Raw genomic sequence first — 20,336 nt, 5'->3', positions numbered from 1 at the left:
CTTGCGGAATGGCCCGGCCCGGATGCCGGGGCGGCTCACTCTCCCTTGAAGCGCATCCCGGCGGTGAAGCCCAGGGGGTTGGCCTCGTAGGCGGCGGCGGTCTCCTCGTCGCGGGCAGCGAACTCGGCGTCGTCCCCCAGGGGCTCGTCCACCGGGGCGGTGTCGTCGAAGATGGCGGCCATCTCCTGGGTGTCCCCCAGGGAGAGGAAGGACTGCTCGTCGCGGTGCTGGGGCAGGACGTGGGCGACGTAGTCGTCCACGGCCTCCTTGGTGCTGACGTCCCGCCGCTGCTGCTCGGACATGTACCAGCGGTGCTCGAGGATCTCGTGGAAGATCTCCGCCGGCTCCAGCTTGCGGCGCATCTCCATGGGGACGGCCTGGATGGTGGGCTCGAAGACCTCCGCCAGCCAGTCGTGGGCCACCAGCTCGATGGGGTCGTCCTTGCGCCCGGACATGGCCCGGTAGGCCTCCAGGTCGTTGAGCATGCGCTGGCCCTGGCGCTCCTGGACGTCCAGACCCGTCAGGCGCATGACCTGACGGTGGTAGTGGCCGGCGTCGACCACCTTGGGCTGGATGACCAGGTGGTTACCGCGCTCGTCGGTGCGCATAATGAGCTCGCCGACGTCGAAGCCCAGCTCGTTGAGCTTTTCGATACGGTGCCGTACGCGCCACCGCTCGGACATGGAGAAGGACTCCTCGGCGGTCAGGACGTTCCACAGCTCGGTGTAGCGGGTGACGATCCGGTCCCCGACCTCGATGGTGTCCACGCTGGGCTCCAGCAGGGCCCCGGCCTGGAGGTCCATGAGCTCGCCGATGATATTGGTGCGGGCGACGTCGATGTCGTACAGGCGCTTGCCCTCCGTGAGCCCCTCGGTGTGGAGCTCGCCGGTCTCGGCGTCCACCAGGTAGGCGGCGAGGGCCCCTGCGTCGCGGCGGAAGAGGGTGTTGGACAGGGACACGTCCCCCCAGTAGAAGCCCAGCAGGTGCAGGCGCACCAGGAGGACGGCCAGGGCGTCAATGAGGCGGGTGGCCGTCTCGGGGCGCATGTACTGGCTGAACAGGGCGCGGTAGGGCAGGGAGTAGGACAGGTGCTCGGTGACCAGGACGGAGTTGAGGGCCTGCCCGCTCAGGTCCGTGCGGCCGGTGACGACGGCGGTGGGGGTGACGCAGGGGGCTCCCAGGCGCAGCAGGTTACGGAGGAGCTCGTACTCCCGGTAGGCCACCGACTCGCCGATCTCCTTGACGGCGATGACGCGCTCAGAGAGGTTGACGAAGCGCACAATGTGCCGTGACAGGCCACGAGGAAGGGCGGCCAGGACCTCGGCGGGCCACTCCTGGAGGGGGAGCTCCCACGGCAGGTCGAGCAGGGCGGGGTCGATCGTCGCCGCGGTGATCTGTATGGACTGGGGCATGGGGTCATTGTCTCAGGTAAGTCTGGTCCGTGCCGGGTGGGAGCGGGGCGTGCTGGGCGCGCGACATCCTCGTCCGCGCCCTGAGCGGCGCGCGGCGCCGGGGCGTGCTGGCCCGGGCGGGAGAGCCGGGGCGGGCAGGAGCCCCGCCGCGGGGACGGGGCTCCTCATGCCGGGCAGGGCCCGGGTACGTGCCGGTCAGGCAGGCAGGCGCTCGCCGGTGGAGGCGGAGAAGATGTGCTCCTGGCCGGGCTTGATCCGCACGTAGACGGTCTCGCCCGGCTCCGGCGCGGTGCGCGGGGGGACGCGGACAATGATCTGGCTGGAGTCCTCACCGGAGCCCAGCTTCTCTTCCGAGCCCTCGGCGCCGACGAGCTCGCCGTAGATGTAGGCGTCGCTCCCCAGCTCCTCCACGAAGGACAGGCGCACCGGGATGGAGTGCTCGGCGGAGGCGGAGACCACCTCGAGGGACTCCGGACGGAAGCCGATGGTGACCTTGCCGCCGTCCTCGGGGGCGATGGCGTCCAGGGTGGCCTTGGACAGCTGGATCTTGGCGGCGCCGAGGGTGGCGACGTCGCCGGAGACCGTGAAGCGGCCCAGGTTCATGGCCGGCGAGCCGATGAAGCCGGCCACGAACTCGTTGGCGGGCTTGTCGTACATCTCGCGCGGGGTGCCGACCTGCTGGAGGACGCCGTCCTTGAGGACCGCGATGCGGTCGCCCATGGTCAGGGCCTCGGTCTGGTCGTGGGTGACGTAGACCGTCGTGACGCCCAGCGAGCGCTGGAGCGAGGCGATCTGCGTGCGGGTCTGGACGCGCAGCTTGGCGTCCAGGTTCGACAGCGGCTCGTCCATGAGGAAGACCTTGGGCTTGCGCACAATGGCGCGGCCCATGGCCACGCGCTGGCGCTGGCCGCCGGACAGGGCCTTGGGCTTGCGGTCCAGGTACTCCGTCAGGCCCAGGACCCTGGCGGCCTCACGGACCCGCGCGTCGATCTCGTCCTTGGGGGTCCCCGCGATCTTCAGGGCGAAGCCCATGTTGTCGTGGACGGTCATGTGCGGGTAGAGCGCGTAGTTCTGGAAGACCATGGCGATGTCACGGTCCTTGGGCTGGACGTCGGTCACGTCGCGGTCACCGATGAGGATGCGGCCGGAGTTGACGTCCTCGAGGCCTGCGAGCATGCGCAGGGAGGTGGACTTCCCGCAGCCGGAGGGGCCGACCAGGACCAGGAACTCGCCGTCGGCGATCTCCAGGTCGAGGGAGTCCACGCTCGGGCGGTCATTACCTGGGTAGATACGAGTGGCGTGGTCGAAAGTCACGCTTGCCATGTTGCTGTCCCTTCACCGGCAGGTACGTGCCGGACGATCCGCATGAAAGGTGCCGAATGCGTGTCCGCACTGACACATGTCCACCAGTAGGCTCCGGTAGGACATAGGCTGATCATGACATACAGGACGGCGCCAATGGAACCACCTAGCTTACCATCACACACTGTGATGTGTCGCACGTCTATGTGGCTGTCGGGTGTCCCCGGTACTGTGGGCCACGTGAGCACCTCCGTTCCTGGCGCCCGGCCCCGCCGTCACGAGACGCCCAGTGCCGTGACCTCCGGATCCCGGACGGCACTGCGCGAGGGCGGTCTGGCAGGTGGCTACCGTCTGGTGCGTCGCCTCGGCGCCGGCGGCATGGGCGCGGTCTGGGAGGCCGAGGACGCCGACGGCCTGCGCGTGGCCATGAAGATCCTCCACCCGCAGGTCGCCGCCGACGCCACCGCCCGGCTCCGCCTGCGTCGTGAGGCCTCGGTCATCTCCCGGGTCAAGGACAGCCGGGTGGCCCGCGTGCTGGACATCGAGACCGGGGAGGGGGAGGACCCGGACTCCTGGGACGGGCTGACCTTCGTGGTCACCGAGCTCGTGGACGGCCCCACCCTCAGCGCCGAGATCGACGACCACGGCGTCTACGACCCCGCCACCGACAGCACCGAGCTGGCCGACCTCGCCCACGGGCTGGCCGAGGCCCTGGAGGCGGTCCACGAGGCCGGGGTCATCCACCGTGACCTCAAGCCCTCCAACGTCATGCTCGGCGCGCAGGGCCCCGTCCTGATCGACTTCGGCATCGCCCAGGTGGCCGACGACGTCCGGCTGACCCAGACCGGCCAGGTCACCGGCACCCCCGGCTACCTGCCCCCCGAGATGCTCGACGGCGCCTCCCCTAACGAGGGCGTGGACTGGTACGCCTGGGCCGGGGTGGTGCTCTTCGTCCTGACCGGCTCCGCCCCCTTCGGCTCGGGCCCGTGGCAGAGCGTCTTCCGGCGCGTCTACACCGGGCGGCCCGAGCTCGGCAGCCTCCCGGACACCTACCCGGTGCTGGCCCACTGCCTCACCCTGGCCCTGGCCCCCGAGGCCGCCTACCGCCTGCCCCACGGGGTGGTCCTCTCGGTGCTGGACGAGGTGGCCGCGGGCGGTACCGGCGAGCGGGCCCTGGCCGTCTACCTCGGCCAGGAGGCCGTGGACGAGGTCATGACCTACGGGGTCTTCCCCGACAAGTACGGCATCTTCCCCCCTGAGGCCGAGGAGGACGCCGTCCCGGACTGGGTGACCCAGGCCGAGGAGGAACCTGAGGACGACGTCGCCGGGCCGACGGACCAGGACCGCTGGGCCTCGGCGCCCCTGCCGCCGAGCTTCGCCCCCAGCGGCTCCACCGCCTCCGCGGACGTCGTGGGCTCCCCGCCCTCCTGGGGGGGCGAGCGCCCCCAGGAGGGCTACCCCGAGCCCCGTACGCGGACCCCCGGCGTCGCCTCCGACTACGGCACGGTCTACGGGCAGTTCCCCCAGGCGGGGGCCACGCACCGCCCCGTCGCCCCGGCCCCCGCACCGCAGCCTCCGGTCGCCTCCCAGCAGCCGATGGCCCCCCGGCCGGCACCGGTGCCCCCGCCCGTCCCGGCCCCCGCACCGGTCCGCCGCTACGCCCCGGTGGCCCCCCGGCCGACGCCGGGGGTCCTGCCGGCGTGGGCGCGCGAGCCCGAGAGGCGTCCGGGGACGGTCTTCGCCCTGGGCGTGGTGCTGAGCGCCATGGGGCTGTGGCGGCCGGCGGTGGCCGGCCTGCTGGCGCTGGTCCTCATGCTCCTGGCCGGCGTCGTCGGGCGCGCCACCGACGCCCGGCGCTGGCACCGCCTGCGCGTGGGCGGCGTCAGCCGCTCCGACGACTCGCGCATGTGGGCGGCCATGCCCTGGTACCTGCTGCGGTCCATTGTCTCGGCGGTCTTCGCGGTCCTGATGGGGGCGTTCGTGGGCTTCCTGGTCCTGCTGGTCCTGGCCGGGATCATTAACGCCAACGGGGCGGACGCCTACGAGCCGGCGGTCGCCTACCGGATAGACGGCATCGGCATGGCGGTGGTCACCGCGCTGTTCCTGCTGAGCGCCTGGCTGGCCCCGTGGGCGGCCGCCACCCGGCGGGGGGCCGCCAGCATTGTCGACATGGTGGCTCCCAGCAGCGGCGGGCGTACGGGCCTCGTCCTCGCCTTCCTCCTGCTGGCCGGCGTGTTCATCCTCCTCTTCGTCGGCCAGGTCCTGCCCGCGGCGACCCTGGAGCCCCTGTACACCATCCCGTCACCCTCGTCCTGAGCCCCTCGCCCCTGAGCCCCTCGCCCCTGAGCCCCTCGTCACGCTCAGGGCCGCGGGCGGGTGCGGTGCTGACGGGGGACGCGGGGTTGGGGCGCTGGCCTGGCGTGGCGCCGGAGCCACCGGCGACGCCTACACGGGCCGGCCGCAGGCGGGGCCCGCCCGGCGGGGTGCCGGGAGGGGCCAGAATCCCCGGGGCGCGGGTGGGTGTGAGGCGTGGCGCACCGGCCGGAGGCGTCCTCCCAGGTGGCGGTCAGGCACAATGGCTAGCGTCCGCCGTCGTCGGATTATCGAGCCGTCACCGGCCTGGTGACGTCAGAGCTGAGGAGTGCCCAGTGCCCTCATACGAGTCCCGCCCCACCAAGGCTGAGCGTCGCGAGGCCGCCCGCGCCCGGGCCCGGGCCCTGCGCGCGGAGCAAGAACGTCGGGCCCAGCGTCGGAAGGTCACCCGGCGCGCCCTCATCGCGGGCGGGGCGCTGGTCCTCGTGGGCGGGACCACCGCGGGCACGCTCCTGGTCATAGACCAGAGGAAGAAGGAGAAGGAGAGGCGGGAGCTGCGGGAGAGCCAGGGGCTCTCCCTGCCCAGGCACGTCGTCCAGGACGGCTCGTGGTCCGTGGGCGCCGAGGGGATCGGGACCGTGAACGAGGGCGCCCGGGAGCTGAAGATCATCTTCGACTACGCCTGCCACTTCTGCGCCAACCTCGACGTCGCCCACGCCGAGGAGTTCTCCACGCTCGTGGCCGAGAAGAAGATCACCCTGGTCTTCCAGCCGGCCAAGATCCTCGGCCAGGCGTGGACGGACTGGTGCATGACCGCCGTCGGCCTGGCCCTGGACAACGAGCCTGACAAGGTGCTCGCGGTCCACAGCGCCCTCCTGGAGGCCCTGGCCCGGATCTACCAGACCAAGGACACCACCAACTACACCCTGGACGGCGTGGTCTCCGTGGCCAAGTCCGCGGGCCTGTCCGCCTCCCTGGCGGACAGGATCGAGACGGAGGTCACCAGGGAGACCTACAGGGACTGGCTCGAGGCCGGCAACAAGACCTTCCGCAGCTACAACCTGGACTCCACCCCGAAGGCCTTCCTGGACGGCAAGGAGCTCAAGCTCGACAACAGCTTCTTCACCAACACCCAGGCCTTTACCGAGGTCCTGGGGGGCGGGGCGGGCGGCGCCAGCCCCACGCCCGGGCAGGCCAGTTCCACGCCCGGGCAGGCCAGCCCGGGGCCCACGGACGGGGCCGGCGGCACGGGCACCCCCTCGCAGGCTCCCGGCGACGGGGGGAGCTGACCGGGGCTGGTCCCGCGCCGACAGGTCGGTTTCCGCAGGGGCGGTCAGGTGTGTCAGACTGCTCCCGGGCGGCCAGGAGACGGGCAGGCAGCCCCGGGGTCGCAGGCCGGAGACCTGGCCCCCGGTCCGGCCGGTCGTGGTGACCTCCGGGTCCTCGGTGGCCGGGCCCCGGTGAGAGCCTCTCACGCCGCTTTAGCTCAGTTGGTAGAGCAGCTGTCTTGTAAACAGCAGGTCGTCGGTTCGAGTCCGACAAGCGGCTCCACGGCGGGAGCGGCGGTACTCCGCCGGGAGGTGGGTGCTGCCGCTCCTGATCCCGAGGCCTCCCGCCCGGGCCGCGTCGGCCATTCCGTCGGCCGTTTCCGCAGGGCAGCGCGCCTGACGCGGGACAGCGCGCCTGACAGGGCCTTACCGGAACCGGTGAGAAAGTCCCTGTCAGTCCCGGTGCAGGACCAGGACGGTGGTGTTGACGCCGAGGTTGACGCCCCAGACGGCCCAGACCGTGGCCAGGAGGCCCCGGCTGGTGATGCCGGGGCTGACCCGGTACAGGGCCACGCCGATGACGACCGTGGCGGCCAGGACGGTCACCGCGATCCACCTGCTCGTGCTCATGCCTTCCTCCTCTCTGTCCTCCGTGGTGGGGTAGCCTGGTGGGGGCGGGCTGGAGGTACTAGTACTACTTCCAGCCCGCCCCACGAGGGTCACTGACGCCGCTACTCGCGGTGACGGCTTGCAGTGACGCCCGTGCCTTCCTCGGGCCGATCCGGAACAGGGTTTCCAGCACCAGGCCGATCGCGGTGAGGACCGTGCTGATCACGGTGAGCACCAGGCCAATGGTGCCGATGGGAGACCATCATTTTATGTAGTTGTTCGGTCAGGCTTTGCCATCCTCGCGATGATTATCGTGTACGTTAAACGTATTTATAATGTCTAGTTGACGTACTACCTAGAGGGGTGAGCCGCTCACATGGTGCGGCTCCATTCGTGGATGGTGGCGCGTCGTACCCCGGCTAGCTCCGCCACCTCCACCGCGGTGGCCCCCGCGTCCACGGCGGCCAGGGCGGCCGCGCGCAGCCGGTCCCGCGCTGCTGCTGCGTCCTTGCGGGCGGCCCTGTCCGCGGTGGCGGCCTGCTTCAGCTCAATGAGGGCTGCGAGTCGGTCCTCGGCGCTCGCCCTCCCTGCTCCCCTGGTCACCATGTGCTCCCCTCTGTCACTTCGTCATGTTCCCGCCCGGTGCGGGAGCTCCTGGTCCAGGGTAGTAGCGGTGACCCGGATCCAGGTCTCCAGGCGGGGGCCTGTGGCCTGAGTGACCTGGGAGCGGAGGCGGTCGCAGCTGGAGGTGGTGGCGTGGCGGGCGCTGATGGAGATGTCACGCTCTGGGGGCCCTGCCGTGAGGGCGGACGTGATGTAACCGTCGCACAGTTCGTAGGGGGTGGCAACGAAGATCGTGGTGCGGCGGTTGGCGGCGCCTCTGGGCGTCTCTGCCAGGAGGGCGGGTGCGGGGACGGATACGATGGGTACACCCTCCTGCCCCTGTCCGTACGGGGCACGATCATGGGCATGGCACGGTTGCTGCGACCATGGGCTACCAGTGCGCCGACCTGGCCCGGGCCTGGGCGGCCCTGGAAGACGTGGCCGCCTGGCTCGGCGTCGAGGGTGAGAGTAAGATGACTACATGGAATATGGATGTGCACCCATAGGTTTATAGGCGGATTATATGATTATGACGAAGCCAAAGAAGAAGAGTACCTGTATCAGATGCAGGTGCGGTAAAGGAGGGCGTTATGGCAGACATCACTGTTGAGGTGCGAGCTCTGCTGGTCAGGGCTGTCGAGCTCACGAAAAAGGAGCGAGAGGCGCGGGAGGTGGCCGACGCCGTCCTTGTAACCCGCGACGACGCTCTGGCCAAGGCCTGCGACGCCAGCGTGACCATGTACCGGCTCTCCCAGGAGACGGGTCTGTCCAAGAGCGCGATACGTGCCGCAGTCATCCGTGGGCGTAACGCTTGAAGGATTGAGAGTAATCGTAGACGCGTGACATCTGTTATAGGCCTAAAGGGAGGTGCAGGTATATAAATTGCCCTATAGCGTATGAACCGCCGACGGCAGCTCGGGTCCTGTTCCGAGACCGGTCTGCTTGCGTGCGTCCTCTTAGGGCTGGGACGCCCGGGCCGGTCTCTCGGGCTGCGAGGGGGCGGCCAGGAGCAACCATCCCAGCACCGGTCTTTTGACTGTGAGGAGGGGCGGGGATGGGTGTGCGGAGTGGCGTTCGTGAACACGTGGTGGCCTCGGCGCTGAGTCTGACGCCGGGCGCGGCCCGGGGTCGTTACGGACGCGGAGGTCTTCCTGTGAGCAGGCCGAGGGCGTCCAGGTCGAGGCGGCTGGCCAGGGCGTCGACGGAGTCCAGGGTCAGATTGCGCTCGCCGCGCTCGATGCCCGCCAGGTAGCGGGCCGTCACTCCCAGGTGCTCGGCGAGGGCCTCCTGTGTCAGGGCGCGGCGGTGCCGCTCGGCGCGTAGGTTGGCGCCCAGGCGCTTCCTCAGGGGCTCTGACACGCTCCTATCGTCAGTGCCGGAAGCCACTGCTTCCAGGTACTCATCACTTCCACAAGAACCGATGACTTCCGCTAGAGTCGGCTCGGAACCCAACAGACAACGAGAGGTAACCCCATGCCCCGCCGAGCCAGAACCCTGATGACCGTCGTCCGCGCCTGTGGTGTGCTGGTCCTAACCTGCTGCAGCTCGCCCTCCCCGCCCGCTGGTGGTGGGGGTGCGAGTCGGGTGCGGTTAGGAAGGCCCCGGGGACGTCCTTCCTGTCCGCTAGCGGTGGGGTGTGAACGTGTTGGTGTCGTGTACGACATCCCCACCTACTCGCCCTTCAGCACCGACCCGGGGCAGGTGGTCATTCAGGCGCCCAAGGGGCTCCAGGACCTGGTGAGCCGGGACAGGAGGTTGTTCATGGCCGCTGGACTTCTGGACGTCTTTCAGACGGTCTTGAAGCTCGTGTTTCAGGCTGTTTATCTTTCTTCCTGGCGTTCGGGCACGCGATTAACGTGCTGATCACAATATGGTTATTACCCATAGCTCGTCCCGCTGCCGGTCGACAGTGGGCCCGTCACTCCCGGGGGCTCAGCCGGGGTCCAGGCCGTCGTCCCAGGTGGGCTGGGTGCTCGGTGCGCACAGCTCCTATTTGTGGCGTCCACTCAGTCGGTCGCAGACCTAATAACTCCTTAATAATCTCGGAAGATGTTAGTATGTGTGTAATAATTTATGATATCCTCGGTGTGTGTCGTCAGACGTTCTAAGACCTCGTCAATACTGTCTCACGAAAAAATGTCAAACATAACATGTAATGTTTGAACAGGCATGTATTGTAGTTACGGGAAAGGTGCTCGGGGAGCGGTTGGAGGCGTCCGGCGTCCGCCTGCCCCGGCGGGCACCAGCACGCCGGAGCACCAGAGCGCCGGAGCACCAGGGCACCGGCGTCAGCTGCCGCGCCCGCTGACAGCGTCCTGACGACACCCCTGACGAGGGCCCGCTTGACTCGGTTTCCCATCGTTGCGTCATCGTCGTACCACCCCGGCGTCTCCCGGGGCGCTACGCCACCCCGGCGTGTCGTGCCGGACGCGCCTGCTCCTGACCCTGCTCGCAGCGGCTTCGCTACCAGGGATGAACGAGGTGCGGTCCCGTGCTCCTGAGAGACCCCGGTTCAGACTACAATCGCCTGACCGATGCCGTCCTGGCCTCATCCGTCAACCTTGCTTCTCAAGCCTTGTTGACGGTGTTTTGGCGAGATCATGCGGCGTCACTCAGCACACAGGTGCCGCTTCCCGACAGGTTTTCCACAGGCTCTGATGACTGAGATGCGTCCTGTCGATGCGGCAGCACACTCTGGTGCCATCCGCCAGGCGCCTGGCCTGGCTCAGCCTTGGGAGGGGCCATGGACCACGATTACCCAGACACCTACGACGAGCTTCCTGAGGGCGGGCCTGCCGGCCTCGGGTGGCAAGGCAGGTACGACCTCTTTGAGGAGGACGCCCTCTACGACAGGGCGGCCTCCGTCCAGTGGCCGGACACCCCGGCCGACACCACCCTCATCGCCCCGGACGTCCTCGTCCTGAGCCTCCTGAAGGAGCCCCCGGACTGGTGCCTGGAGATGACGCGCATCTGTACCGGCCGCCCGCCGCTGGTCCTCCCGGAGCCGGACGACCCCGAGATACTCCTGCAGGTAGCGCCTCAGTCCAGCAGGCAGACCCTCTACCTGATCGAGGGGCCACAGGGCCGGAACCTGCCACCGGGGTCCAGGACCCTGGACCTGCGCGGACTCAGCGCCGTCAGCGGTCCTGAGCGCCTTATCGCCGCGCTCATGGCGGCCCAGCACCCGGCGCGCGCCCAGATCCTGGCCGTCGTCGGCGCCCGAGGCGCCCTAGGCGTCTCCACCCTGGTCCTGGGCCTGGCCAGGGAGCTGGCCTCCCGGCTCAACGTCGCCATCGTCGACTGCGACCCCGGGTGCCCCCTGGGCCTGCTCACCGGTAACGACGCGCGGCCGGGCCTGCACTGGGCGGACCTGCCCCCCGGGGAGGTCGCCTACCGGGCCGACCGCCTGGTGGCGGGCCTGCCCCGTTTCTGGCGTGCCGCCCTGCTGACCGGTGACGGGCGTGCCGGCGCCACCGTCGAGCAGGCCCAGGCCGCTATCCTGGCCCTGGCCGCCGTCCACGACCTGGTCATTATCGACCTGCCCCGGGGCCAGCTCCCGCCCCCCGGGGCCCAGGTGCTCCTGGTGACCTCCCGTGAGCTGTACGTGGTGGGCGCCGCTGTCAGCCTGGTGCGTCGCCTGCGGGGACCGGCCTACTCCCTGGGCTCCCAGGAGTCGGGGACCCAGGTGCGTTTCCTGCTGCGGGACGTCGGTGAGGACCTCAGCCGCAGCGAGATCGAGGACCTGGCAGGGGCCGATATCCTTGCCCAGCTGCCCACTGACAAGGCCCTGGCCCAGCGGGTCGCCCGCGGCCTGGACCCCACCAGCGGCCGCAGCCGGTGGAACCGGGCCGTGGCGGCCCTGGCCGACGTCCTCCTGAAGGAGATGGGGGAGTCCGCGAGCCAGTACGGAGACGAGTTGTGAACGCCGTGTCGGGGACCGTCCGCGGCGGCCGCCACGCCGTCGGCAGCATGACGCCCACCGTGGGGAGCCTGCCTGGTGACCCCGATGACATGGTCGGCGACGTGGGCCGGGTCCGGGTCGCCCTGGCCCGGGGCGAGGACCTGGGCAGCGCGATCGGCGCCGGGGCCCGTCAGGCGGCGGGGGCGGGCACCCTGGCGCGTCTGGCCCGGGCCGTCCACGCCGACGTCGAGGGTGCCGGGCCGCTCCAGGCGCTCCTGGAGCTCGACGGCGTCACCGACGTCCTCGTGACCGGTGACGCCACCTGGATCGACCGTGGCCGCGGGCTTGAGCCCGTCCGCTCCGCCAGGCTCGCGCCGGCCGACGCCCGGGCCCTGGCCGTGCGCATGGCCGCGGCCTGCGGCAGGCGCCTGGACGACGCCAGCCCCATTGTGGACGCCACCCTGGCCGACGGTACCCGTCTCAACGCCGTCCTGCCGCCGCTGAGTGCTGACGGGACGCTTATCGCCCTGCGTACCGGCCGCCGTCGGGCCTTCACCCTGGCCGAGCTCAGGGACGCCGGGACCGTCCCGGCCGGGCTCGACGGCGTCCTGGCGGCCCTGGTGTCGCACCGGGCCTCCTGCCTGGTGACCGGCGCCACGGGAACCGGCAAGACGACCCTGCTGGCCGCCCTGCTCAGCCTCGTGCCCGCCACCGAGCGGATCGTGTGCATTGAGGAGGCCAGCGAGCTGCGCCCCGACCACCCCCACGTGGTCCACCTCCAGGAGCGGGGTGAGAACATCCAGGGGGTGGGCGCGGTCCCCATGACCACGCTCGTGCGCACCGCCCTGCGCATGCGGCCGGACCGGATCGTGCTCGGGGAGTGCCGCGGCCCGGAGGTCCGTGACGTCCTGACCGCCCTGAACACCGGCCACGAGGGCGGCTGGGCCACGCTCCACGCCAACTCCCCGGCGGACGTGCCCGCCCGGCTCACGGCGCTGGGGGCGCTGGCGGACATGAGCGAGGACGCCGTCGCCGCCCAGGCGGTCAGCGCCCTGGACGCCGTCATCCACCTCAGGCGCCAGCAGGCCCCGGGCGGGGCCCGGCGCCTGGTGACGAGCATTGGCACCCTGCGCCGTCCCGCCGGGGGCCGTCTCCTGTGCCAGGAGGCGCTGAGGGTGGACGACGGCGTGCTCAGGGCGGGGCCGGCCGTGGAGGATCTGGTGGCCCTGGTCGGCCGGGACACGGTGGAGGCCGCCCTGGGCGGCGGGTGCGGTGCGGCTGCCCCGCGCCGTGAGCGTGAGGGCCCGCCCGTCCGCCCGCCTGACGTGCGTCCTGCCGTAGCCCCGCGTGGCGGACGCGACACCGGCCTGGCCCGGGAGACCACGTGGGACGGGCCTATGGCCCCGCGTGGCGGACGCGACCAGCACCTGCCCCAGAACGGAGGTCAGCCCCAGGCCGCGGCCCCGCGTGGCGGACGCGACACCGGCCGGGGGAGGCGGTGAGGACATGGACGCCAACACCCTCCTGGTGGCCCTGCTCCTGGCCCTGGCCTGCGCCGTCCTCCTCCTGCCCGCGCGTCGGGAGATTCCTGCCGGGCCCCGACGGCGCCCCGCCCCGGCCTCTCGGGGCGCCTCGACCCCCGAGGTGGACATTGGCCTGCTCCTGACCGAGGTGGCCACCCTCCTGCGCGCCGGGGCGACGCCGTCGCGTGCCTGGGGACGCACCCTGGAACGGGCGGGGGTCACCCAGGGCGCCCAGCCCGGCCCCGACGGCACCCCTCCCGCCCTGGCGTCGCTGGCGGCCACCCCCTCCGCCTGGCTGCCGCGCCGCCACGACGGGCGCTGGACGTGGCAGCTGCCCCGGGGCCCGGCCGAGCAGCGTCGGCGGGCGCTGAGGGCCGCCGTGCCCGGTGCGCTGGCGGCCTGCCGCCTCACCCAGGTGCTGGGGGCGCCCCTGGCCGGGGTCCTTGAGGCCGTGGCCGCGGGGGTGGCCGAGTCCGGCCGGGCCCAGGCCTCGCGCGCGGCCGCTCTGAGCGGTCCCAGGACCACGGCCCGGCTCCTGGCGGCCCTGCCGCTCCTGGGACTCGCCCTGGGGGCCATGGTGGGGGCGCGGCCCCTGGACGTGCTCCTGGACGGCGGGTGGGGCAGCACCCTGGGGCTGGTCGGGCTCGGGCTCATGGGACTGGGGCACGTCCTGACCCGCCGCCTGGTCCAGGCCGCTGAGCGCAGGCAGGCGCGCGTGGACGAGGCCCTCGTCCTGGACCTGGCCTCGGCGGCGCTGGCCGCTGGCGCCTCCGTCCCCGGGGTCCTGGAGGCCCTGGGACCGGCGGTGGAGGACGATGACCTGGGCGTGGTGGGGCGGGCTCTGGTACTGGGGGCTGACTGGGAGGAGGCCTGGCGGGCGCCCGAGGACGACGACCTGGGTGGGCGCTACCGCCGCCTGGAGGGGTGCCTGCGCCCCGGCTGGGAGGACGGGGCCTCGCCCGGCCCGCTCCTGGCTGCGACCGCCGCCTGCGTCAGGGACGGGCGGGCGGCCGCGGACGAGGAGGCGGCCCAGCGCCTGGCGGTCCGCCTGGTGGTGCCTCTGGGGCTGTGCCACCTGCCTGCCTTCGTCCTCCTAGGGATTGTGCCGGTCATTGTCTCAGTGGGGGCGGGGCTTGTGGGCGGCTGAGCCGGGGCACGGGAGCAGCTGCCCGCGCTTGCCGGGCCTCTCCGGCTCGTGCGGCTGAGCCGGTGCACGGGGGAGCGGCGTTCCGCGTTGGTCGCCTTGTTTTACGCTTAGAGAGAACGTGCGTCTGCGAAGTCAGCTTCTCGACCCGGGGGAGCACCTCGGTGGGCAGTGGTATCCGGGTCTGCCCGGATCCGGGACGGTGCGCGCCATGGCCTGGTGCACCATAACGGTCCTGCCTCCGTGTATGTGGCCGGTGGCGATGACCGTGGGTGAGGGTGCTGATCGACGCCGCCCTGCCTCCGTGTACGTGGCCGGCGGGCTACGGGGTCGGTCGCAGCCGGGCCGGTGCGCCCCGCCTCTGTATATGGTCGGTAGGCCGCAGCCGCTGGTGAGGACCATGAGCGCCCTACCTCTGTATGTACCGGTCGATGGGGAGTAGCAGGAGGCGTCGGGACGGCCCTGCCTCTGTGTGTACGGTCGATGGCGCTGGCACCATGAGGACATGGCATCCTCCAAGACCCTCCTGAGCCGTGACGAGGTCCTGGTCCGGCATATGCACACCCACCCCAAGGTTCTGCTGTGGCCAGGGCTCCTTGAGGTCGTCATCCTGGCCGGGGCCGTGGTCCTGACGGTCTGGATGCCCGTGTCCTGGGGCTCGGTGCCCTATATCATCCTGTGGGCGGTGACCCTCATTGCCTCGGTGCCCGTCCTCTTCCTTCCCTGGCTGCGGTGGATGACCACCACCTACACCGTGACCTCCATGCGGGTCGTCACACGCTCGGGAATCCTGCGCAGGACCGGCCACGACCTGCCCATGAGCCGTATCAGCGACGTCCAGCTGGACCGGGACGTGGTGGACCGCCTGTTCGGCTGCGGTACCCTGACCCTGCAGACCAGCGCGAATGACCCGCTGCCCCTCTACGACGTCCCGAATGCGGAGATGGTCCAGGTGGAGATCGCCGACCACCTATTCCGCGACGGCCGGGACGCCGCGGACGCCGGCCCGCGAGGCTGAGACATAACACGACCCTAATTCGTTTGCGTCCGCCCCGGTTTCGTTTTACAGTGTGACTGCCGGGACCGCATGAATGGAGCGGCACACTCACGATCATTCTCAAGGAGAGAACATGGCCCGCAGGACACAGACGATCCTCGTTGACGACATTGACGGCTCCGAGGCCTCGCAGACGGTGACCTTCGCACTGGACGGCGTCACCTATGAGATCGACCTGACAGACGAGCACGCAGCAGCCCTGCGCGAGTCCTTCGAGGAGTGGACCTCCAAGGGCCGTCGCACAGGAGGCCGTCGTCACAAGGGACGCCCCGCGGTACGCAACAGCAAGACCAAGGAGATGCGCGAGTGGCTTCTTTCCCAGGGCCGCGAGGTGTCTACCCGGGGCCGGATTCCCGCCGACCTCGTCGAGCTCTACAACAACGCCCACAGCGAGAACGCCCACCACGAGGGCTGACCTGATTGCCCGCCGTGGTGCGGGCGCTGACGGCGCCGTCCACCTCCGTGGTGGGCGGCGCCGTCCTACCTGCCCGGCAGCCACTTCCGGCCCCTGGTTCCCAGTCCCTGCCCCTGGGTCCCAGACCCCGGCGCGCCAGTACTGGTTACGCAGCACCGCCTTACTGGTAGTGGCATCCCCCAGCGCGCACGCACTACCGGCACCACAGGGATGGCTCCTGGATTTGGGTCCCGGCAGCCGGGTGCCACTGACCGGGTAGCCCACCCGCCGACAAAGGCGTTGCGCTTCTGGCTGAATATCCTGGTGTATGAGTTGCGTCATGTATGTAAAGTATGATGATTGATGGGGTATGCCCTCGGTCTTCTCCGTGGCTCAGGTGGTAGGGACAATCGTCTCGGACAGGACACTGATGCTTCGTAGCTTCACACCCCTCGCGGCCCCCGGCAGGCGTGCGACGGCGTTCCTCGCGAGCCTCGTCTCGCTCGGCCTCGTGTGCGTGTTGGCGGCCAGCTCCGTGGGCAGACCCGTTGGTACGGCTGCCGTGTGCACAGTGGTGCTGCTGGCGGTCCTGGGCTGCCTGTCGGGAGGCTCGCCGAGAGCGGTCAGGACCGTCGTTCTCCTCGTCCTGCTCGGTGTGGGGCCTATGCAGGCGTACGGGAGCCTCATGGCCCTCTTCCTCCTCCTGCCGGTGGGGGTGCTCGTCTCCAGGGGGGAACGACGCCCTGCCGTGGTCCTGGCCGTCGCCGCCACCGCCACCATGAGCCTGCTCAGCACCCGCCTCGCCAGCTCGGGTAACCCGGTCCTCGTGAACGTCCTCCCGTGGGGGGTGCTGACAGGCCTGTCCCTCGTCATCGGGCTCCTGGACAACCAGGCCCTGAGGCGCAGCCAGCGGGTAAGGGCGGCCTTTGAGCGGGCCCGGGCGGAGGAGCGCGGGCTCATTGCCGCCGAGCTGCACGACTCGGTCACCCGCATCGCGGCCGCCATCACCATCCAGGCGGAGACGACACGGCTGACGCACTCCGACGACCCCGCCCTCGCGGAGGCGATGACGAGGATCGGCGACCAGTGCCGCACCCTCACGGCGGAGCTGTGCTCCCTCCTCTGGGTCCTGCGTAGGTGCGATAATGACGGGACCGATCTGTCGGAGGTCCTGGCCCTCGACGGCGTCGCGTGGCGGGTGGCGCCGGAGGAACAGCTCCGTACCGAGACGGCCCTGCTCCGCCAGAAGGGCTTCCAGGTCCTCGTCGGTGGCGCGGTGCCCCTCGGGCTCGACACCGTTCGGCGTGATCTCCTCAGCAGGGTGATCGCCGAGGCCCTGACGAACGTGCGGCGCCACGGGGACCCCGCCGTACCGGTGCGGGTCATGCTCAGCGCGGAGGACGACGTCGTCGAGCTCGTCGTCGTCGACGGCGTCCCCACAGCCCCTCGTGCCACCGACCCCACAGGTCCGGGCCTGGAGCTCCTGCGCCACGGTGCGCTCTCCGTCGGTGCCTCGTTGACGAGCGCACGCAGCGGGGACGCCTGGGTCCTGAACCTGGTCATGCCGCTGACGGCCACCGCCCAGTCCCCGAAGGTCCACGCATGAGCACGGGCGTACCCGTTCGCGTCGTCATTGTCGACGACGAGCCCATTGTTCGTGACGGCCTGACAATGTACCTCGACAGTGCCGAGGACATTGAGGTCGTCGCCCGCCTGTCCAATGGCGTCGAGCTCCTCGACTACCTTGACACGCACCGCGTCGACCTCGTCCTCATGGACGTGCGCATGCCGGTCATGGACGGGCCGACGGCCCTGTCCCGTCTCACCGTGGCACACCCGCAGGTCCGCGTCCTGTTCATGACCTCCTTCGACGACGAGGAGATCGTCTACCAGCTCCTCTCCCACGGCGGGCACGGCTTCCTGCTCAAGAACGCGACACCCGAGGAGATCCGGGCGGCCGTCCGCGCGGTGGTCGACGGGGGCGTGCCGGTCTCACCGACTGTCAACGCCCGCATTGTCCGTGAGGCCGCCTCCCAGTACCGTCGGCGCTCGCAGCTAGAGGACTTCGGCCTCTCGGAGCGGGAGAGCGATGTCCTCAAGCTCCTGTGCCAGGCGGCCTCGAACCGGGAGATCGCCAAGCGGCTGAGCCTGTCGGAGTCGACCGTCAAGGCCTACGTGTCCACCATTATGACGCGGATGGGGTGCACCTCGCGGCTCCACGTCGTCGTCACGGCCTTTGAGCAGGGGCTGGTCCCTCTGAGGGGCTGAGTGCGCAAGACCTGCGGGAATCGACGACGAGCCACGGTGTCCACCGGACGACCCAGACCCGCCCGATGAACGACTACCTTTGCCGGGTAGCGCCCTGGATCGTGTTCGTCTGCCCCCGACGCACCTGACATCCTCCTTCAGGACGAGGGGCGGCCGTACTTTCGTACGGCCGCCCCTCGTCCTTGTGCCCTGGCGCCACCTGATGCCGCTGCCGGAGGATGAGGACGTCCTGGACGGCTCGCGTTCAGGTGTCACAGGAGGTGCTCCTCATGGAGAAGAAGAGGAATCCGTGGACGATCTCGATGCTCGTCGGCATGGCCGTCCTCGCCGTCGGCTTTATCACGGGCAGCCCCATGCTGCTCAAGGTCGGTTGGGTCGTCGCGCTCGCGTCAGCCATTACCGTCGTGCTCCAGGCCATCGCGGGCGAGCGGTCATAGGACCTTGGGATGTCCCGGGCAGTCTGACCTGTCCCGGCTACGCGGACTTTGTCCGCTCCCAGATGGTCCGGGAGCCGGGCCACGAGCTCATGACCCCTACCGGCCGGTGAGGCCCTTTTTGACAAGGAGTTACGAAGATGACCGTTGCAGGAGACCTAGGAGGCCCGGCGAGGGTAACGCCGTCGCGGCGCCCCCGGCCCGAGGAGCCGACTGACGCAGCGGGTCCGCGCCTGAGGGCCACGGGCCTGAGGAAGAGCTACGGGTCCTTCCACCTGTCGGACGTGGACCTGGATGTCCGGGCCGGGCGGATCCAGGGCTTCTTCGGGCCCAACGGCTCGGGCAAGACCACGACCCTGTCGATCCTCGCCGGACTGGTCACCCCTGATGGGGGAAGCGTCGTGCAGCTGCCCGGGCCCCGGCCATCGGGGCGCGAGCCGATGGCGGTCCTCCTGGAGTCCTTTGGCTACAACCCCTTCCTCACCGGGCGCGAGCACCTGCGCACCGTCGCCCGCCGTTTCGGCCGCCCGGCGTCCCGGGTCACCGAGGTCCTGGAGGAGGCGGGTATCGCCCCGGCGGCACGTCGCCGGATCGGCAGGTACTCCCTGGGCATGCGCTGCCGCCTCGGGATCGCCGAGGTCCTCCTCGTGGACGCCGACGTCGTCCTGCTCGACGAGCCGACCAACGGGCTCGACCCCGACGGGATCGTGTGGCTCAGGCGCGTCATACGCCGGATGGCGGCCGAGGGGCGTGCGGTCCTCCTGTCCTCCCACATGCTCAACGAGGCCGAGGGCCTTATCGACGACGCCGTCTTCCTCCTCGACGGGAGGGTCGAGTGGGCGGGCCCCTACCAGGACGTCGTCACCGCGGCATCCGAGCGCTACGTGGGCCTGCGGGGGTCCGCGAACGCCTTCGAGGTCGCCGAGCGCCTCGCCGGCCGCGGGATCGACGTCCTCCAGGCCGGTCCGGACGAGCTCGCCGTCAGGGTCGAGCAGGTCGCCGAGGCCGAGGCCGTCGTGGCCGAGACTGGCCAGAGCGTGTCCGTCACGAGCCTGGGCCGCCCGAGCCTCGACCTCGTCTACCACCTCATCCGTTCCCATGGTCTTCGTCACCAGGAGGTTTCCGACCGTGAATGAGTTCCTGTCCCAGCTGGGCGGTGTGGTCCGCGACCGCGCCGTCGCCCTCACCTCGGTGCTCATCGGGGCGTGCCTGTGGGGCATGTGCGCCCTTATTACCAGCAATATCGCGCGCGGCTACGGCCCCGGGCAGATGGCCGACGTCGCCCGAGGGTACGTCTACTCCTACGTGGGCCGCTCCGGGTACCTGTTGCCGTTCCTTGTCGGGGTGCTCGTGGCGACCCAGATGTTCCGGTACCACACGGTGGCCCGTACCGTCTTCTACGGCTCCTCGCGCCTGCGGACCTACGTCAACCAGGCGGTCTGCGGCGGCATTGTGGCGCTCGTCATTGCGGTCGTCACCGTCTTCGGGGCGGTCGCCGTCATTGCCGGCGTGCTGACGGCCACCGGTGAGGACACGGCCCTGGGCGGCGCGGTCTACTGGCTCATGTCCCTGCGGGCGGTCGTGGTGCTCGTGCTGTGGGCGCTCATTGGCGTGGGCCTGGGCATGCTCGTGCGCAACCAGGTGGCGGCGGTCGCCACGGTGTTCGTCTTCGCGGTCCTCGTGGAGCCCACGGTCACGGCCATGTGCAACGAGTCCGAGAGCCTGCAGAGCGTCGGCCAGTTCCTGCCCGGCGGGGCGAACTGGTCCGCGGTGTGGCCGGTGGAGCCCGGCCTGACCAGTACCCCGCAGACGGTCCAGGCCGGGCTGAGCTGGCAGGGCGGGCTCGCGGTCCTCCTCGGGTACGCGGTGGTGCTCCTCGTGGGCGGCTACGTCGTGAGCCTGCGCAGGCGGGACATGACGGCCTGAGGACGGCGGCCGGGCGATCGGGCGGGCGCGGTCGGGCTGGGCACGCCCCGGGTCCGGGACGGGCGGGGGCCGGTGCCGTGGTCGCGGCGGGCATGACCGTGCCACGAGGCCTCGGCACCTAGGGGGCGGCCCAAATGTGACGAGTGACTCATGGCGAGACGTACGTTCCGCGGAATAGTCAA

At 70.4% G+C, this 20,336-nt stretch carries 19 protein-coding genes and 1 tRNA gene; 14 read left to right on the top strand and 6 right to left on the bottom strand.

Annotated features, from left to right (window positions below):
- Positions 1-35: 35 nt before the first annotated feature.
- Both JJJ15_RS05360 and ugpC read right to left on the bottom strand, forming a co-directional pair.
- On the bottom strand, positions 36-1,412 hold the full coding sequence (locus JJJ15_RS05360; protein WP_200511697.1) for a DUF4032 domain-containing protein: 1,377 nt from the start codon (positions 1,410-1,412) through the stop codon (positions 36-38).
- 195 nt (positions 1,413-1,607) lie between these two features.
- On the bottom strand, positions 1,608-2,735 hold the full coding sequence (ugpC, locus tag JJJ15_RS05355) for a sn-glycerol-3-phosphate ABC transporter ATP-binding protein UgpC (RefSeq protein ID WP_106109805.1): 1,128 nt from the start codon (positions 2,733-2,735) through the stop codon (positions 1,608-1,610).
- 219 nt (positions 2,736-2,954) lie between these two features.
- Here ugpC and JJJ15_RS05350 point away from each other — a divergent pair, with 219 nt between their 5' ends.
- The 3 genes from JJJ15_RS05350 (at position 2,955) to JJJ15_RS05340 (ending at position 6,578) form a co-directional block, all read left to right on the top strand.
- Positions 2,955-5,030 carry a serine/threonine-protein kinase gene (locus tag JJJ15_RS05350; RefSeq protein ID WP_246742160.1) on the top strand — a complete coding sequence of 692 codons (2,076 nt, stop codon included), beginning with the start codon at positions 2,955-2,957 and terminating at the stop codon, positions 5,028-5,030.
- Positions 5,031-5,362: 332 nt separating this feature from the next.
- Entirely contained in the window at positions 5,363-6,316 is a 954-nt protein-coding gene (locus JJJ15_RS05345; RefSeq protein ID WP_200511696.1) for a thioredoxin domain-containing protein, read from the top strand.
- 186 nt (positions 6,317-6,502) lie between these two features.
- Positions 6,503-6,578, top strand: a tRNA-Thr gene (locus JJJ15_RS05340).
- A 170-nt stretch (positions 6,579-6,748) separates the two neighbouring features.
- Here the strand turns inward: JJJ15_RS05340 and JJJ15_RS05335 are convergent.
- The 3 genes from JJJ15_RS05335 to JJJ15_RS05325 all read right to left on the bottom strand — a co-directional run bounded on the left by JJJ15_RS05335 (position 6,749) and on the right by JJJ15_RS05325 (position 7,507).
- On the bottom strand, positions 6,749-6,925 hold the full coding sequence (locus tag JJJ15_RS05335; protein ID WP_200511695.1) for a hypothetical protein: 177 nt from the start codon (positions 6,923-6,925) through the stop codon (positions 6,749-6,751).
- 64 nt (positions 6,926-6,989) lie between these two features.
- Positions 6,990-7,139, bottom strand: a complete 150-nt coding sequence (locus JJJ15_RS05330) for a hypothetical protein (RefSeq protein WP_200511694.1) — start codon at positions 7,137-7,139, stop codon at positions 6,990-6,992.
- A 137-nt stretch (positions 7,140-7,276) separates the two neighbouring features.
- Positions 7,277-7,507, bottom strand: a complete 231-nt coding sequence (locus tag JJJ15_RS05325; RefSeq protein WP_200511693.1) for a hypothetical protein — start codon at positions 7,505-7,507, stop codon at positions 7,277-7,279.
- A 590-nt stretch (positions 7,508-8,097) separates the two neighbouring features.
- On the opposite strand from JJJ15_RS05325, the gene JJJ15_RS05320 reads away from it, so the two are divergent.
- Complete coding sequence (locus JJJ15_RS05320) at positions 8,098-8,322, top strand: hypothetical protein (protein ID WP_200511692.1); 225 nt, start codon at positions 8,098-8,100, stop codon at positions 8,320-8,322.
- Between the two features lie 316 nt (positions 8,323-8,638).
- Here JJJ15_RS05320 and JJJ15_RS05315 read toward each other — a convergent pair whose 3' ends face one another.
- Positions 8,639-8,866 (bottom strand): helix-turn-helix transcriptional regulator, encoded by a 228-nt coding sequence (locus JJJ15_RS05315; protein WP_246742159.1) that lies wholly within the window; start codon positions 8,864-8,866, stop codon positions 8,639-8,641.
- 1,384 nt (positions 8,867-10,250) lie between these two features.
- Here JJJ15_RS05315 and JJJ15_RS05310 point away from each other — a divergent pair.
- From JJJ15_RS05310 to JJJ15_RS05265, 10 genes are all read left to right on the top strand, one after another.
- Entirely contained in the window at positions 10,251-11,429 is a 1,179-nt protein-coding gene (locus tag JJJ15_RS05310; RefSeq protein WP_106109796.1) for a cobalamin biosynthesis protein CobQ, read from the top strand.
- An 89-nt stretch (positions 11,430-11,518) separates the two neighbouring features.
- Positions 11,519-12,910, top strand: a complete 1,392-nt coding sequence (locus tag JJJ15_RS05305) for a TadA family conjugal transfer-associated ATPase (protein WP_200511938.1) — start codon at positions 11,519-11,521, stop codon at positions 12,908-12,910.
- 4 nt (positions 12,911-12,914) lie between these two features.
- On the top strand, positions 12,915-14,078 hold the full coding sequence (locus JJJ15_RS05300) for a hypothetical protein (RefSeq protein WP_200511690.1): 1,164 nt from the start codon (positions 12,915-12,917) through the stop codon (positions 14,076-14,078).
- Between the two features lie 502 nt (positions 14,079-14,580).
- Positions 14,581-15,093 (top strand): PH domain-containing protein, encoded by a 513-nt coding sequence (locus tag JJJ15_RS05295; RefSeq protein WP_200511689.1) that lies wholly within the window; start codon positions 14,581-14,583, stop codon positions 15,091-15,093.
- 112 nt (positions 15,094-15,205) lie between these two features.
- Positions 15,206-15,547 carry an Lsr2 family protein gene (locus tag JJJ15_RS05290; protein WP_106109793.1) on the top strand — a complete coding sequence of 114 codons (342 nt, stop codon included), beginning with the start codon at positions 15,206-15,208 and terminating at the stop codon, positions 15,545-15,547.
- A 409-nt stretch (positions 15,548-15,956) separates the two neighbouring features.
- On the top strand, positions 15,957-17,132 hold the full coding sequence (locus tag JJJ15_RS05285) for a histidine kinase (RefSeq protein ID WP_200511688.1): 1,176 nt from the start codon (positions 15,957-15,959) through the stop codon (positions 17,130-17,132).
- A complete protein-coding gene (locus JJJ15_RS05280) occupies positions 17,129-17,794 on the top strand; it encodes a response regulator transcription factor (RefSeq protein ID WP_200511687.1) in 666 nt (221 codons plus the stop codon). The genes JJJ15_RS05285 and JJJ15_RS05280 overlap by 4 nt, the downstream gene beginning before the upstream one ends.
- A gap of 269 nt (positions 17,795-18,063) precedes the next feature.
- Positions 18,064-18,231 (top strand): hypothetical protein, encoded by a 168-nt coding sequence (locus JJJ15_RS05275; RefSeq protein WP_165271603.1) that lies wholly within the window; start codon positions 18,064-18,066, stop codon positions 18,229-18,231.
- Between the two features lie 137 nt (positions 18,232-18,368).
- Positions 18,369-19,364, top strand: coding sequence for an ATP-binding cassette domain-containing protein (locus JJJ15_RS05270; protein WP_200511686.1), 996 nt, complete (start codon positions 18,369-18,371; stop codon positions 19,362-19,364).
- Positions 19,357-20,154 (top strand): hypothetical protein, encoded by a 798-nt coding sequence (locus tag JJJ15_RS05265; protein WP_200511685.1) that lies wholly within the window; start codon positions 19,357-19,359, stop codon positions 20,152-20,154. Before JJJ15_RS05270 ends, JJJ15_RS05265 begins: the two co-directional genes overlap by 8 nt.
- Positions 20,155-20,336 lie beyond the last annotated feature (182 nt).

The organism is Actinomyces sp. HMT897 (genome assembly GCF_016626125.1).
GTDB lineage: Bacteria > Actinomycetota > Actinomycetes > Actinomycetales > Actinomycetaceae > Actinomyces.
The sequence above is the reverse complement of the archived record's forward strand: the minus strand, read 5'-3'. Positions and strand labels throughout refer to the sequence as shown.

What these genes read in the sequence shown, in the direction of transcription:
- JJJ15_RS05360 (WP_200511697.1), bottom strand. Translation starts at nt 1,412, where the DNA reads ATGCCCCAGTCCATACAGATCACCGCGGCGACGATCGACCCCGCCCTG.
- ugpC (WP_106109805.1), bottom strand. Translation starts at nt 2,735, where the DNA reads ATGGCAAGCGTGACTTTCGACCACGCCACTCGTATCTACCCAGGTAAT.
- JJJ15_RS05335 (WP_200511695.1), bottom strand. Translation starts at nt 6,925, where the DNA reads ATGAGCACGAGCAGGTGGATCGCGGTGACCGTCCTGGCCGCCACGGTC.
- JJJ15_RS05320 (WP_200511692.1), top strand. Translation starts at nt 8,098, where the DNA reads ATGGCAGACATCACTGTTGAGGTGCGAGCTCTGCTGGTCAGGGCTGTC.
- JJJ15_RS05310 (WP_106109796.1), top strand. Translation starts at nt 10,251, where the DNA reads ATGGACCACGATTACCCAGACACCTACGACGAGCTTCCTGAGGGCGGG.
- JJJ15_RS05305 (WP_200511938.1), top strand. Translation starts at nt 11,519, where the DNA reads ATGGTCGGCGACGTGGGCCGGGTCCGGGTCGCCCTGGCCCGGGGCGAG.
- JJJ15_RS05300 (WP_200511690.1), top strand. Translation starts at nt 12,915, where the DNA reads ATGGACGCCAACACCCTCCTGGTGGCCCTGCTCCTGGCCCTGGCCTGC.
- JJJ15_RS05295 (WP_200511689.1), top strand. Translation starts at nt 14,581, where the DNA reads ATGGCATCCTCCAAGACCCTCCTGAGCCGTGACGAGGTCCTGGTCCGG.
- JJJ15_RS05290 (WP_106109793.1), top strand. Translation starts at nt 15,206, where the DNA reads ATGGCCCGCAGGACACAGACGATCCTCGTTGACGACATTGACGGCTCC.
- JJJ15_RS05285 (WP_200511688.1), top strand. Translation starts at nt 15,957, where the DNA reads ATGCTTCGTAGCTTCACACCCCTCGCGGCCCCCGGCAGGCGTGCGACG.
- JJJ15_RS05280 (WP_200511687.1), top strand. Translation starts at nt 17,129, where the DNA reads ATGAGCACGGGCGTACCCGTTCGCGTCGTCATTGTCGACGACGAGCCC.
- JJJ15_RS05275 (WP_165271603.1), top strand. Translation starts at nt 18,064, where the DNA reads ATGGAGAAGAAGAGGAATCCGTGGACGATCTCGATGCTCGTCGGCATG.
- JJJ15_RS05270 (WP_200511686.1), top strand. Translation starts at nt 18,369, where the DNA reads ATGACCGTTGCAGGAGACCTAGGAGGCCCGGCGAGGGTAACGCCGTCG.